Genomic DNA, 14,724 nt, shown 5'->3' on the forward strand with positions numbered 1-14,724 from the left:
CTGAACTCGGTTGGAATCTCTCCGGTGATAACGGCGCGGCCCCGGCGGTTCAATCCTCGAAACAGGCCGAACGCCCGTCGGCGCGGATCGTCGCCGCCCCCTCGCCGATGGCGCGGGCGCGTTTCTTCAGGAAGCCCGAGGGCTTGACCGGGTTGCGGCCCTTGGGATCGGGCAGCGTCGCTGCGATCAGCGCCGCCTGTCCGGCGCCGAGCTCGCTTGCCGAGACGCCGAAATAGCGTTGCGCGCCGGCCTCGGCGCCGAAGGTGCCGATCCCGGTCTCGGCGACGTTGAGATAGACCTCGAGGATCCGCCGCTTGGTCCAGACCATTTCCACCACCGGCGTCATCAGCGCCTCGAGCGCCTTTCGCGGCCAGCTCCGCCCCTGCCAGAGGAAGACGTTCTTCACCACCTGCTGGCTCAGCGTCGAGGCGCCGCGTCCCGCGCCCTCGTCGAGCGCGGCGCGGATCGCCCGCATGTCGAAACCCCAGTGCAGGCAGAAATTCGCGTCCTCCGCCGCCACCACCGCGCGGGCCAGCTCCGGCGCGATCTCCTCGATAGGCACCCAGTCGCGGGCGATGCCGCCGCGGCGCCAGCTTTCGGCGATCATGTAGGGCGTCATCACCGGGTTGATCACGGTGAAGGCGAGAACGAGGAACAGGAACCCCCCGACCACGCCCGCAACCCCGCGCCGGGCCCAGCGCCAAAGGTCGCGCGGCGTCACGGCCAAGCCCGCCGCGCCCTTCGGCGCCGCCTTCCGCCGTGGTCTTCCTGCTGTTGACCTGCCCTTCGCCATTGCCGGAACCATAGCCACGGCCCGCCCCCCGGGGTCAAGCCATTCCCGCCGGTTCAGGCCACCAAGAGCCGCGCCTCGTGGCCGCTGATCACTGGCCGCGCCGTCGGCAAGACGTCCGCATCCACCGGGCCCGCGAGTTCAGGGAAGATCTCGACGAGTTCGTCCCGGATCGCTTGGTCGTTGTCGAGGATCCAGTCGCCGGCATGGAAGCTCTCGGTGGCCGCACCCTCGGCGAAGATGATCTCGTGCTGGTCGAACATCAGGTGCAGATAGTCGATCTTGACCATCGGCAGGCGCGCAATGCCGGGCTGGCCAACGAGATACGCGGCCGCGACCAGCACCTCATGCGCGCCGATCACCAGCTCCGCCGTCCAGCCGGTGACCAACATCCGGTGCTGCGGCGAGACCAGCAGCGCACGGGCATTGCCGAGCGCTCCCGCTTCGATCCGCACCGGCGCAAAACCGTCCATCGCGCCGACGGTGCGCCGACCGATCCAGCGCACCGGCTGCGGCCCGTGGTCCATCGTCGTGACGAGATCGCCGACACGGATCTCCTCGACTCTCCTCGGCCCCTCCGGCGTCGTGATGAGCGTGCCCGGTGTGAAGCAGGGCGGCACCGGCCAGGGTTCCGGCGGACCAGGCACAAGGCTCTTGATCGTCAGCTGGGTATTGCCGTTCGAGAGATCCGGCACGCCATCGCCATCGGCGTTCATGTCGATTGCCAGCGTCTTGTACTTGCCGCCCCCGAGGTCGATGCGAATGAACCCCGCCCGCTGCGTGGGATCGCCGCGGACATTGCCATATCCCAGGAACTCGTAGCTGAGCTGCGTCTTGCCGCCGTCGAGCGAGACATACTCCCCGGGCAGGGCAACGCCGAGCTTGTTGTCGATGTCGGTGAAGGTGAGCGAGGTCCACGCGTTGGTGACAATGTTGATATTGCCGCCCGTCTTGAACGGGTCGCCGTTCACGTCCTGCGCTATGAAAGTGAATGTAGCCATGTCCTGACGAACCTTTTGTCACCAATACAACCGCACGGCCGATCCCGTGACAAGACGCGAGACCCGCGCTGGAAAAAGTGTTGCACGATTCTGTCAAGATTTTGTTACGGCCCTCCTGACGCCTGCATGGCGTCCCAACCGTGACCCTTGCGCAACGCTCGCGATGAAACGCGAAGGGCCGGGCAATGCGCCCGGCCCCCCGTTTCTCCGGCTCCCGGCCCTACTCGGCCGGCATCGCCGCGGCGTCCGCGCTCAGGGGATGCGGCAGGTGGACCAGCATCTCCTTCGGGCAGACCTGCAGGAAGTTCGCCCGCTCGCTCTCCCAGTGCTGGAGGATGCGGCTGGCCTTCACGCTTCCGGTCTCGGCCGCATGGCGCTCGATCAGGCCCTTCAGCTCGGCTTCCCAATGCGAATGCGTGACCGCGCAGGTGACGAGGCTTTCGAGGTTCATCAGCTCCTCGGCCTTGCCGTCGGGGTCATAGACATAGGCCATGCCGCCGGTCATGCCGGCGCCGAAGTTCGCGCCGATCCGGCCGAGGATGACCGCGACGCCGCCGGTCATGTACTCGCAGCCGTTCGAGCCGCAGCCCTCGATCACCACCTTCGCGCCCGAGTTCCGCACCGCGAAGCGCTCGCCCGCGCGGCCGGCGGCGAAGAGATAGCCGTCGGTCGCGCCGTAAAGCACGGTGTTGCCGATGATCGTGTTCTCCGACGCCTCCAGCGGCGAGACCATCGGCGGCCTGACCACGATGAGACCGCCCGAGAGGCCCTTGCCGACATAGTCGTTGGCATCGCCCGCCACCTCGAGCTTCAGCCCCGGCGCCGCGAAGGCGCCGAGCGACTGGCCGCAGGAGCCGGTAAGTTTCACCGTCAGGTGGTCCGGCTGCAGCGCGTTGCGCATCCCGAAGTTCTTCACGATGAGGCTCGACGCCCGCGTCCCGATGGTGCGGTGGGTGTTCCGCACCGCATAGGAAAGCTGCATCTTCTCGCCATCCTCGAAGAACCGCGCCCCGTCGCGGATGATCTCGGCATCGAGCGTATCCGGCACCACGTTCCGGGGCTTCGAGCGGTCGTAGACGATCTTGTCCGCGCCATCGACGGTGATGAGCAGCGGATTGAGGTCGAGATCGTCGAGATGCGCCGACCCGCGGCTCACCTGGCTCAGAAGATCCGCCCGCCCGATCACCTCGTCCAAGGACCGCGCGCCGATCTGGGCGAGGATCTCCCGCACTTCCTGGGCGTAGAAGGTGATGAGGTTCACCACCTTGTCGGCCGAGCCGGTGAACTTCTGCCTGAGCGCCTCGTTCTGGGTGCAGACGCCGACCGGGCAGGTGTTCGACTGGCACTGGCGCACCATGATGCAGCCCATCGCGATGAGCGCGGCGGTGCCGATACCGTATTCCTCGGCCCCCATCATCGCCGCGATGACGATGTCGCGGCCCGTCCGCAGCCCGCCGTCCGTGCGCAGCGTGATCCGGTCGCGAAGCTTGTTCATCGCGAGGACCTGATGCGCCTCGGTCAGGCCCATCTCCCACGGCAGGCCCGCGTATTTGATCGAGGTCGCAGGCGAGGCCCCGGTGCCGCCGTTGTGGCCCGAGATCAGGATCACGTCGGCCTTGGCCTTGGCCACGCCGGCGGCGATCGTGCCGACGCCGGAGGAGGCCACCAGCTTCACCGTCACCTTGGCGCGCGGGTTGATCTGCTTCAGGTCGTAGATGAGCTGCGCCAGGTCCTCGATCGAGTAGATGTCGTGGTGCGGCGGCGGCGAGATCAGCGTCACGCCGGGCGTCGAGTGACGCAGGCGCGCGATGAGCTTGGTCACCTTCATGCCCGGAAGCTGGCCGCCCTCGCCGGGTTTCGCTCCTTGAGCGACCTTGATCTCCAGTTCCTCGCAGGCGTTGAGGTATTCCGCCGTCACGCCGAAGCGCCCCGAGGCCACCTGCTTGATCTTGGCGGACGGGTTGTCGCCGTTCGGCTCGGGCACGAAATGCGCCGGATCCTCGCCGCCCTCGCCGCTATCGGACTTCGCGCCGATCCGGTTCATCGCGATGTTGAGCGTCTTGTGCGCTTCGGGGCTCAGTGCGCCGAGCGACATGCCCGGCGTCACGAACCGCTTGCGGATCGAGGTGATCGATTCCACCTCCTCGATCGGCACCGGCCGGCCCAAAGCCTTGATGTCGAGAAGGTCGCGCAGATGGATCGGCGGGTTCGCCCGCATCGCGGCGGAATACTGCTTCCAGAGGTCATAGGACGCCCGGTCGCAGGCCGATTGCAGCATGTGCATCGTCTGCGCTTCCCAGGCGTGCTTCTCGCCCGAGCGGCGCGCCTTGTAGAAGCCGCCGACCGGCAGCACGTCGGTGCCCGAGGTCCAGCCCTTCGCGTGCACCTCCTCGAGCTTGTGCTGGATGCCGCTGACGCCAATGCCGGATATCCGGGAATGCATGCCGGGGAAGTACTCCGCCACCATCGCGCGCGAAAGCCCGACGGCCTCGAAGTTCAGGCCGCCGCGATAGGAGGAGATGACCGAGATCCCCATCTTCGACATGATCTTCAGGAGCCCTGCGTCGATCGCGTCGCGGTAGCGCCGCATCGCCTCGACCAGCGTGCCCTCGATCAGGCCGCGCCGCACGCGGTCGGCGATCGAATCCTGCGCCAGATAGGCGTTGACCGTGGTGGCGCCGCAACCGATCAGCACCGCGAAGTAATGCGGGTCGATGCACTCCGCCGCGCGCACGTTGATCGAGCAGAAGGTCCGGAGCCCCTTGCGGGTCAGCCAGCTGTGCACCGCCGAGGTCGCAAGGATCATCGGCATCGCCACCTTGTCCCCGCCCTGGTGCTGGTCGCTCAGAACGATATGCCCGGCGCCCGAGCGCACCGCGTCCTCGGCCTCGGCGCGGATCCGCTCCAGCCCCTGCCGCAGCGCGTCATGCTGGCCGCCCGCCGCGAAGGTGCAGTCGATATGCGCCACGCTCGCGCCGAACTGGCGCACCATCTCGTCGAACTCGGCATTGGCGATGAACGGGCTTTCCAGCACGAGGATCTCGGTCTGCGAGCTGTCCTCGTCGAGCACGTTCTTGAGGTTGCCGAACCGGGTCTTGAGGCTCATCACCCGGCTTTCACGAAGCGAGTCGATCGGCGGGTTGGTGACCTGGGAGAAGTTCTGCCGGAAGAAGTGCGACAGCGGCCGATAGGTCTTCGACAGCACCGCCGCCGGGGTGTCGTCGCCCATCGACGCGACCATCTCCTTGCCGTCCTCGGCCATGGGTGCCAGCACCTGCTCGAGCTCTTCCAGCGAATAGCCCGCCGCGATCTGGCGTCGGCGCAACTCGGCGCCTTCGAAGAGCGCCACTTCCGGCACGTCGTGCATCATCGCATTGAGATCGACGACCTTCGACAGCCAGTCCGCATAGGGCTGCGCGCCCGCGAGTTTGTCCTTCATCTCGGCGTCGTGGTAGAGCTTGCCCTCCACCATGTCGACCGCGATCATCTGCCCCGGCCCGAGCGCGCCCTTCTCGCGCACCCCGGCCTCGTTCACCGGCACCATGCCGACCTCGGAGCCCGCGATGAGGAGCCCCTCGCCGGTGATGACATAGCGCATCGGACGCAAACCGTTGCGGTCGAGCCCGCCGCAGACCCAGCGCCCGTCGGTCATCGCGAGCGCCGCCGGCCCGTCCCAGGGCTCCATCACCGCGTTGCAATAGGCATACATGTGCTGCCACGCCTTCGGCATCTCGACGGCCGATTTCGACCAGGCCTCGGGCACCAGCATGGTCTTGGCCATAGGCGCCGAGCGCCCGGCGCGCACCAGAACCTCGAAGACCGCGTCCAGAGCCGCCGAGTCCGACGAGCCCTGCGCCACGATCGGCTTGATGTCGCCCGCCTGCTCGCCGAACGTCGCCGAGGCCATGCGGATCTCGTGGCTCTTCATCCAGTTGAGGTTGCCCTTCAGCGTGTTGATCTCGCCGTTATGGGCGAGCATGCGGAACGGCTGGGCCAGCCACCACTGCGGGAAGGTGTTGGTCGAATAGCGCTGGTGATAGATCGCGAAGGCAGACTCGAACCGTTCGTCCTTGAGGTCGGGGTAGAACTCCGCGACCTGCTCGGCCAGCATCATGCCCTTGTAGATGATCGATCGGCACGACAGCGAGCAGAGATAGAGCCCCGCGATCCCCGACGTCGCCGCCGCCTTCTCGATCCGCCGGCGGATGACGTATAGCTCGCGCTCGAAGGTCTCCTCGTCGACGCCCTTGGAGTTCTTGATCAGGATCTGCTCGATCTCGGGCCGCGTCGCATTGGCCTTCTCGCCCAGCACTTCCGTGTTCACCGGGACATGGCGCCAGCCGTAGATGTAATAGCCCATCCGCAGGACTTCGGTCTCGACGATCGTGCGGCAGCTCTCCTGCGCGCCGAAATCGGTGCGCGGCAGGAAAACCTGGCCGACCGCGACCAGCGCCTTCAGGTCGGGCTCGTGGCCGGTGCGGCGGATCTGGTCGTAGAAGAACTTGACCGGGATCTGCACATGGATCCCCGCGCCGTCGCCGGTCTTGCCATCGGCATCGACCGCGCCCCGGTGCCAGACCGCCTTCAGCGCGTCGATCCCGTTCTCCACGACCTTGCGGGAGGCCTTGCCGTCGATCGAGACCACGAGGCCGACGCCGCAGGACGAATGCTCGTCCTCCGCGCGGTAAAGCGAGTTCTCCGCCATCCACTGACGCTTGGCCTCCTCGGCCGCCATCCACTCTGCATCGAACCGCGTCATTGGCCTTCTCCTTCTGCACTCACCCCGATAGAGGCGAGAAATTCCGCTTCCGTCTGCCGCAGGTGGTCGCCGGCGAAGGCAAAGCCTCCGGGCTTGCGGTCGACATAGATTTCCTTGGTCAGGGGGAAGCCCCCGGCATCGTCGAAGAGCCCCGCCGAGACGGCGTGGAAATCCGCCTTCGGATCGGTCAGCCGATACCAGAGCGGCGAGCCGCAGGTCGCGCAGCTGGTCCGCTCCGCCCAGTCCGAGGACCGGAACGACCGCACCGGCCCCTCCGCCTTCAGCGTGCCGGGCCGGGCGTCGATCTCGATGAAGACGCCGCCGGTCCAGCGCCGGCACATGCCGCAATGGCAGGCGTTCAGTTCCGGCTTCGCCGGCTCCATCGAGACTGTCACCGCGCCGCAGAGGCAGTGCCCGGTCAGCGTCGTGGCGTTCATTGCCGGTATCCTTCGCCATCGAGCGGCAGCTCGGCTTGCGTCATCGTCATGTTGCAGTCGTAGCTCGGCTCGGTCGCAAGGAAGCCCTTGTCGCCGGGAAAGGCGAAATCGACCGGCGTGTCGGTGCGGGTCTCGGTCTCGCCGGAACCGGCCTCGAAGGTCTCCTCGTCGGCGAAGAAGAGCCGCCAGTCGCGATGAACGAACTGCTGGCCGGAGCGGTGCCAGAGCACCGTGCCGTCCTCGGTCTCCGCGGTCAGGTCGAACTTCGTGCGCTCCAGCACCACGCCGTCGATCGTCACCGCCTCGCCGGTCAGCGTGTCCCAGCCGGTGTAATGGCGGACCTCGCCGGTCGAGCTCTTGATCCGGAAGTCGTAATCGTCGCGCCCGGTGGCGAGCAGCATGGTGAACGAGGCCGGATCGGCCTCCGACAGCATCTTGTCGCTCTCGCCGGTGGTCAGGTCGAAGCTCTCGACCCAGCGGGTCTCGGCGTCGATGCGGCTGGCGTAGAACGGGCCGTCCTGATCGAGGTAGACCGCCCACTGGTCGCCCGGCGGGTCCTTCTCGCAGCGGTAGTGCTGCGAGACCTGGCAGCCGCGAAGCTGCACCGTGGTAAAGACCTCGCAGCCCTCCGGTGCCTTGAACTTGCCGCCCGCCGACGCCGGCAGGGCCGGGCCGAGCGCCAGGACGCCGAGGCCGATGATCGCGCCGATCCGTGTCACGTTCAGACTTCCTTCATCCTACGGGTCAACGGACCTGACCCATTAACCTTGCCTAGGTTCCGGTGAACGGACCGGATGCCATACGTTCTGCCGACAGGACGCCGCCACCGCGCCGCCCCGGCTCATTCCGCCGCGACGGCCTGCGCTCCGGCGAGATAGTCGAGCACGCTCTCGGCCGCCTCGCGCCCGTCGCGGATCGCCCAGACCACGAGGCTCGCGCCGCGCACGATATCGCCGACCGCATAGACGCCGGGCAGGCTGGTCGCATGGCTGCGGAAATCGGCCTTCACCGTGCCCCAGCGCGTCACCTCCAGCCCTTCCGACCCCCAGAGCTTCGGCAGGTCTTCGGGCTCGAAACCGAGCGCCTTGATCACCAGGTCGGCGTCCTCGACGTAATCCGCGCCCTCGATCACCTCGGGCGACTGCCGGCCCGACGCGTCCGGCGCGCCAAGCCGCATCTGCTGCACCAGCACGCCCTCGACCGCGTCGCCCGCGGTGAAGCCCTTCGGCGCGATGAGCCAGACGAACTCGACGCCCTCCTCCTCGGCATTGGCGGTCTCGCGCTGCGAGCCCGGCATGTTGGCGCGGTCGCGGCGGTAGAGGCATTTCACCGACTGCGCGCCCTGGCGGATCGCGGTGCGGACGCAGTCCATCGCGGTGTCGCCGCCGCCGATCACGACGACGCGCTTGCCCTTGGCATCGAGCTCGCCGCTATCGAACTCCGGCACCTCGTCGCCGAACGACTTGCGGTTCGAGGCGGTGAGATAGTCGATCGCCCGGACGATGCCCGCGGCGGTGGCGTTCGGGCCGGAGAGGTCGCGGCTCTTGTATACGCCGGTGGCGATGATGACCGCGTCATGCTTGCCGCGGATCGCGTCGAAGCTGATGTCCTCGCCGACGTTGCAGTTCAGCACGAACTGCACGCCGCCCTGTTCGAGCTGGGCGATGCGCTGCATCACCACGTCCTTTTCCAGCTTGAAGCCGGGGATGCCGTAGGTCAGCAAGCCGCCGGCGCGGTCGTGGCGGTCATAGACCGTGACCTGCAGGCCCCGCCGCCGCAGCACGTCCGCCGCGGCGAGCCCGCCCGGTCCGGCGCCGATGATCGCGACGCTTTCGGTGCGCTCGCTGGCGGGCGTGACCGGCTTGACCCAGCCATTGTCCCAGGCGGTGTCGGTCAGGTACTTCTCCACCGCGCCGATGGTCACGGTGCCGTGGCCGGACTGTTCGATGACGCAATTGCCCTCGCAGAGCCGGTCCTGCGGGCAGATCCGGCCGCAGATCTCGGGGAAGGTGTTGGTGGCCTGGGAAAGCTCGTAGGCTTCCTGCAGCCGGCCCTCGGCGGTCAGGCGCAGCCAGTCGGGGATGTTGTTGTGCAGGGGGCAATGGGTCTGGCAGTAGGGCACGCCGCACTGCGAGCAGCGCCCCGCCTGCTCGGCCGCCTTGGCGGCAGCGAACTCGCGGTAAATCTCGCTGAAATCCTGCGCGCGGACACTGGCCTCACGCTTTTCCGGCATCTCGCGCGCGCGGGTCACGAACTGGAGCATGCGGTTCTGGGCCATGGGACATCCTTCGGGCAGGAAATGCAGGGTGCGCATTGCTACCCCCGCGCCGACGGAAATAAAAGTCAGTTTAGCTGACCTATTTTGAGGATTTTTCGGCCCAGAGGCAGTTGGGGCAGTTTTTTTGACCTAAATTAGGTCAGCGTTGATTACCTAAATGTCAGAGCCCCATGCTCAAAGCCGCCAGAGCCACCATTCCGACGATGATTCGCCACCAGCCGAAGAGCCCGTATCCATGCCGGCTGACATAGCCGAGGAGCCAGTTGACGACGAGCACGGCAGCCACGAAGGCCATCGCGAAGCCGATCGCGATCTCCCACATCGCGCCGAGGTCGAGCACGTCTCGGTTCTTGTAAAGATCGTAGGCGAAGGCGCCCGCCATCGTCGGCATCGACAGGAAGAACGAGAACTCCGCCGCCGACCTTTTGTCAGCGCCGAAGGCCAGCGCCCCCACGATCGTCGCGCCCGATCGCGAGACGCCGGGGATCATCGCGAGACACTGGATCACCCCGATCCCGAGCGCCATCGGGATCGGGAAGCGCTCGGCATCATGGTAGCGTGGCGTCAGCGGCAGGCGGTCGACGACCAGCAGCACGACGCCGCCGAGGATCAGCATCGAGGCGATGAGCCGCGGGCTTTCGAACAGCACGGTCTTGATCACGTCATGGGCCAGCACGCCCACGACCACCGCCGGCAGGAAGGCGATCAGCACCGAAGCGGCGAACCGCTGCGCATGGCGATCGTTCGGCAGCCCGACGATGGTGCGGCCGATCTTTGCCGCATAGACCCCGATCACCGCCATAACCGCGCCGAGCTGGATCACCACCTCGAAGGTCTTGCCGGCACTCTCGAAGCCGAGGAAATGCCCGGCGAGCAGGATATGGCCGGTCGAGGAGACCGGAATGAACTCGGTCAACCCTTCGAGAAGGCCCAGCAGCAGGGCGCTCAGCGTGGTGTCGCTCATTTTCGGGGATTTCCTTGCTGGCCAGTACCGAACCCGCGTCGAGCCTAGCCAAGGCCCGGCGCGGAGGCAAGATCGGCCACCGCGCCGCAGCTGCGGCGATCAGGCGGTCCGGCTGCCCGCGGCCACCTCGGGATTGGCGCCACCAAGGGGCAAAGCCACATCCCCGTCGAGCATCTCGTAAAGCGCACGGTTGCTCTCTTCGTAGCGCCCGGTGAAGGTCTTCTCGACATGGCGGCTGATGGGGCGGTAGCGTCGCAGAAGCCAAGAAAAAGGTGGCCTCCGCATTATGCCGCCGACGAGCCGGTAGAACCCTTTTGGCGTGCGCCCGATGCCGAGAACGGGCGCCGGATTGAGCACGCTTTGTTGGAACTTGTTGATCTGCCTGAGGATCGGCGCGGCATATTCGGGATAGCTCGGCGAATAGGCCGCGCCGTCTGCGGCACTCAGCCGGTCAAAGGTCGCGTTCCCGGCGAAGCACGCGATCCGGCGGGCTGCCCCGTCCAGGTCCGCCTTCAGGCCCTCCTGCGACAGAACCAGAACATTCTCGGCGCCGAACAGGTGACGGTAGAGCGCGACAAGCCGGTGATACTCGAAATGCTCGGCCCGGAACCCGTGGAACCCGAGCTCGCGGTCGCCGGCGAAGAAAGCCTTCGCACTCATCGTGCCGCCGCGTAACAAGTACTGCATGTAGACCGAGCGCAGGATCGGAAGCTGTGACCGGACCGTCACGAGGATCCGCGCCGCCGGCACGATCTCGTGCAGGCGATGGGCATAGACGTCGCTGCCGATGCCGCCGAAAAAAGGATGGCCAGAGAGGATCTCCGACGAAATCACCGGAACCCGGTCCGGCGGCAGATCGCGCAGGCCGCGCGCGATCACGCCGCGCATGTCCTCAGGTTTGAACATGAGCCCGTGCGGCCCCACGACATGTCGCCAGACCTCGGCGTGACCTGCGACCTGCTGAAAACCGTAACGGGGTAAGAACAGCCGTTGCTGCATCCAAGACGTCGCCGTCTTGTGATAGCCGATGTGCAACAACAATCTCGATCGTACAGGTGACATAGTCCCCGGACTGCACCGCTAAATTGCAACGCATTCTGGGCGCGTCGGGAGTTCCAGTCAAACCATTCCGCAGGAGCCGCCGTCGGACGCCTGTTCAGCCGTGCGGACGAAGGTTCTTCGCGGAGGCCTTGATCGCGTCGTACTGTCCCGACGGCCGGAACCGCCAGAGGTAGTCGGGCACCACCGCAGAGAACGGGGTCGGAGCGATCCCGAGGTCGGCCAATCCCTTGGCCTCGTCCGAAACCACGTTGTCGTGCCGCAGGCTCTTGACCTGGTCGCGCGTCAGCACATTGTTGCTGACCAGACGGCCGGTGACGACCGAGCCGAAATCCAGCAGCGAGGCCATGATCCGCGCCATCCAGAACGGCATGTTGAGCACGAGGCGACGGCGATTGATCACCGCAAGCATGTCGTGCATCAGATCGCGGAAGCTCGCGGCCTCGGGCCCGCCGAGTTCATAGGTGCCATGCGCCTCGCCGACGATGCCCTTGACCGCGGCCTTAGCGACGTCATCGACATAGACCGGCTGAAACTTCGTGTCCGCCCCGACCACAGGCAGGATCGGTCCAAGGCGCGACATGGACGCGAAGCGGTTGAAGAACCCATCCTCGGGGCCGAACATGACTGAGGGGCGAAGGATCAGCGCCTCTGGGAAATGCATCCGCACCGCCGCCTCGCCATCGGCCTTGGTGCGGGCATAGTCGCTGTCGCTCAGCGCGTCGGCGCCGATGGCCGAGATATGGACCATCGTCCCGACGCCGGTCTCGGCGGCGATTCGGGCGATCCGCGCGGCGCCTTCGGACTGCACGGCCTCGAAGTTGTTCCTGCCGCCCTTGTCGAAGGTGCCAACACAGTTCACGACCGCGTCGGCCCCGCTCATCGCGGCCCGCACCGAAGCGTCGTCGCGGATATTGGCGAAGACCGGCTCGACCTGGCCGACGGAGCCGTAGGGCTTGACGAACAGCGCCTCGTTCGGGCGGCGGCAAGCGACGCGGACGCGCCAGCCCTCCTTGGCCATCCGCCGCGCGATGTACCGCCCGAGAAATCCCGAACCGCCGTAGATCGTTACGAGTTTCGACATGGGCAAAGCCTCCGGCAACCATCCGCTCTTGCCCCTGATTAGCGCCGCGCGACGTTGTGAACAAGGCGCGAATGATCGCAGGCGGGATTCGTGCCGGACCCCGTTGACAGTGCATCGCGGCCCCTATACATCGCCCGTCACGACACCTGCCCAGGTGGCGGAATTGGTAGACGCGCACGGTTCAGGTCCGTGTGCCGCAAGGCGTGGAGGTTCGAGTCCTCTCCTGGGCACCAAGTCGATCCAAAGCCCTTGGAAATTCGTTTTTCCGAGGGTTTTTTGTTGCCGGGACGGTTCCCGCGCCATCGGCCCATACTAAACGCCCCAAAGCAATCGCCAGCCCCAGACTGAGCATCAGCCTCTTTCGTTCCTGCTGCGTGAGGAAGCTGCTAACATCCGCCCAACGGAGGTGGCCATGCGAAAGATCCAGGCTCAGGGCGTTCACCACATCACCCTGATGGGGGCGGACCGAAAGACGTCGATCGACTTCTGGGAAGGGCTGCTAGGCATGCCCTTCGTCTTCGACCAGCCCAATCTCGACAATCCGGGCGAGGGGCATCTCTATTTCGATCCCGGCGACGGGCGGCTGATCACCGTCTTCACCAACGAGGACCGGGCGGCCGATCCGACGCCGCGCCGGCCGTTGCCGGGCGAGGTGCACCACATCGCCTTCGCCGTTTCCAAGGCGAGCTTCTCGCAAGCCGTCGAGCGGCTCGACGAACGCGGCGTCAGCCATTCCGGCGTGAAGGATCGCGGCTTCATGGATTCGATCTATTTCCGCGATCCGCTGGGCCTTCTGGTCGAACTCGCCGCCTACCGGTTCGAGCCGCCCTTCGGCTACAGCCACGCCGACGTGCTGCACGAGGCGCACCGGATCCGGGTCGAACGGGGCGACTACAACATCGCCGAGATCCACCTCGCCGACGCGATCGAGGTGCTGATCGCGCGGCGGCAGGGCTCGCTCTCTCAGGACCGGGCGCCGAAGGATCCCTACAATAGCTGAGGACGCGGGGCGCGCAGGTTGGCTCCATCCTTAGCCCGGAAAAGCAAATGGCGGCGCCGGGGCGCCGCCATTCGCTGTTTTCGGAACGGCGATCTCAACCGAAATCGACGGCGCGGTCGCCCGCGGCATCCTTTACCCGCGTCGGCAGGCCGATGCGGTTCAGGAGGCTGATGAAGGGCTTCGGGTCGAGATCCTCGACATTGGCCATCTTCTTCACGTCCCAGGTGCCGTCGGCGATCAGGATCGCTGCGGCGACCGGCGGCACGCCGGCGGTGTAGGAAATGCCCTGGCTGCCCACCTCATTATAGGCGTCCTTGTGGTCGGCGACGTTGTAGATGAAGACCTCGGCCGGCTTGCCGTCCTTGGTGCCCTTCACCAGATCGCCGATACAGGTCTTGCCAGTATAGCCGGGCGCGAGGCTCGCCGGATCGGGCAGGGCCGCCTTGACGACCTTCAGCGGCACGACCTCCAGCCCCTCGGCGGTCGTCACCGGCTGTTCCGAAAGCAGCCCGATCGACTTCAGCACCGTGAAGACGTTGATGTAGTGATCGCCGAAGCCCATCCAGAACCGCACGTCCGCCTTGGGATAGCGATTGGCGAGCGAATGCACCTCGTCATGGCCCGACATGTAGGCCTTCTGCTTGCCGACGACGGGCAGATCCCACTCCTTGCCCACCTCGAACATCCTGTTCTCACGCCACTCGCCGCCCTGCCAGGAATAGACCGTGCCGGTGAACTCGCGGAAATTGATCTCGGGGTCGAAGTTCGTCGCGAAATACTTGCCGTGGGAGCCGGCATTGATGTCGACGATGTCGATTTCCGTGATCGTGTCGAGATACTGGTCCTCGGCGAGCCGCGCATAGGCGTTCACCACGCCGGGATCGAAGCCGACGCCGAGGATCGCGGTCACGCCCGCCTTCTCGCAGGCCTCGCGCTTCTTCCATTCGTAATTCGCGTACCAGGGCGGGGTTTCGCAGATCTTCGCCGGATCCTCGTGGATCGCCGTGTCCATATAGGCGACGCCGGTCTCGATGCAGGCATCGAGGACCGACATGTTGACGTAGGGCGTGCCCACGTTGATCACGATCTGGCTGCCGGTCTTGCGGATGAGATCCGCCACCGCGCCCGTATCCTTGGCGTCGAGCGCATGCGCCTCGAACGTGCCCGCGACCTTCATTGCGCCCTTCTCGTGGACGCTCGCGATGATGTCGTCGCATTTCGATTTTGTCCGGCTGGCAATGTGCAGCGCGCCCAGCACGTCGTTATGCTGCGCACATTTATGCGCCACGACCTGCGCGACGCCGCCGGCGCCAATGATCAGCACGTTCTTTTTCACTTCGGTGTGTCTCCCT

11 protein-coding genes and 1 tRNA gene are annotated in these 14,724 nt (G+C 66.2%); 2 read left to right on the forward strand and 10 right to left on the reverse strand.

The window, feature by feature from the left end:
• Positions 1-49 precede the first annotated feature (49 nt).
• From mtgA to R5H32_RS06720, 9 genes are all read right to left on the reverse strand, one after another.
• Positions 50-793: a monofunctional biosynthetic peptidoglycan transglycosylase gene (gene mtgA, locus R5H32_RS06680; protein ID WP_318338242.1), complete on the reverse strand. Its 744-nt coding sequence runs from the start codon at positions 791-793 to the stop codon at positions 50-52.
• 53 nt (positions 794-846) lie between these two features.
• On the reverse strand, positions 847-1,791 hold the full coding sequence (locus R5H32_RS06685) for a Hint domain-containing protein (protein WP_318337913.1): 945 nt from the start codon (positions 1,789-1,791) through the stop codon (positions 847-849).
• A 220-nt stretch (positions 1,792-2,011) separates the two neighbouring features.
• Positions 2,012-6,550 (reverse strand): glutamate synthase large subunit, encoded by a 4,539-nt coding sequence (gene gltB, locus R5H32_RS06690; protein ID WP_318337914.1) that lies wholly within the window; start codon positions 6,548-6,550, stop codon positions 2,012-2,014.
• Positions 6,547-6,987 (reverse strand): GFA family protein, encoded by a 441-nt coding sequence (locus tag R5H32_RS06695; RefSeq protein WP_318337915.1) that lies wholly within the window; start codon positions 6,985-6,987, stop codon positions 6,547-6,549. The genes gltB and R5H32_RS06695 overlap by 4 nt, the downstream gene beginning before the upstream one ends.
• Positions 6,984-7,706 (reverse strand): hypothetical protein, encoded by a 723-nt coding sequence (locus R5H32_RS06700; RefSeq protein WP_318337916.1) that lies wholly within the window; start codon positions 7,704-7,706, stop codon positions 6,984-6,986. The genes R5H32_RS06695 and R5H32_RS06700 overlap by 4 nt, the downstream gene beginning before the upstream one ends.
• A gap of 122 nt (positions 7,707-7,828) precedes the next feature.
• Complete coding sequence (locus tag R5H32_RS06705) at positions 7,829-9,265, reverse strand: NAD(P)-dependent oxidoreductase (RefSeq protein ID WP_318337917.1); 1,437 nt, start codon at positions 9,263-9,265, stop codon at positions 7,829-7,831.
• Between the two features lie 160 nt (positions 9,266-9,425).
• Positions 9,426-10,229, reverse strand: coding sequence for an undecaprenyl-diphosphate phosphatase (locus tag R5H32_RS06710; protein WP_318337918.1), 804 nt, complete (start codon positions 10,227-10,229; stop codon positions 9,426-9,428).
• A 99-nt stretch (positions 10,230-10,328) separates the two neighbouring features.
• On the reverse strand, positions 10,329-11,135 hold the full coding sequence (locus R5H32_RS06715; RefSeq protein ID WP_318337919.1) for a hypothetical protein: 807 nt from the start codon (positions 11,133-11,135) through the stop codon (positions 10,329-10,331).
• Positions 11,136-11,385: 250 nt separating this feature from the next.
• A complete protein-coding gene (locus tag R5H32_RS06720; protein ID WP_318337920.1) occupies positions 11,386-12,372 on the reverse strand; it encodes a complex I NDUFA9 subunit family protein in 987 nt (328 codons plus the stop codon).
• A gap of 148 nt (positions 12,373-12,520) precedes the next feature.
• Between R5H32_RS06720 and R5H32_RS06725 the strand changes: the two genes are divergently transcribed.
• Both R5H32_RS06725 and R5H32_RS06730 read left to right on the forward strand, forming a co-directional pair.
• Positions 12,521-12,605 (forward strand) — tRNA-Leu (locus R5H32_RS06725).
• A gap of 179 nt (positions 12,606-12,784) precedes the next feature.
• Entirely contained in the window at positions 12,785-13,372 is a 588-nt protein-coding gene (locus R5H32_RS06730) for a VOC family protein (RefSeq protein ID WP_318337921.1), read from the forward strand.
• Positions 13,373-13,466: 94 nt separating this feature from the next.
• On the opposite strand, the gene R5H32_RS06735 is transcribed toward R5H32_RS06730, so the two are convergent.
• A complete protein-coding gene (locus R5H32_RS06735) occupies positions 13,467-14,708 on the reverse strand; it encodes a saccharopine dehydrogenase family protein (protein ID WP_318337922.1) in 1,242 nt (413 codons plus the stop codon).
• Positions 14,709-14,724 lie beyond the last annotated feature (16 nt).

Origin of the sequence: Defluviimonas sp. D31, assembly GCF_033436765.1 — a bacterium.
In the GTDB taxonomy this organism is placed as follows: Bacteria; Pseudomonadota; Alphaproteobacteria; order Rhodobacterales; family Rhodobacteraceae; genus Albidovulum.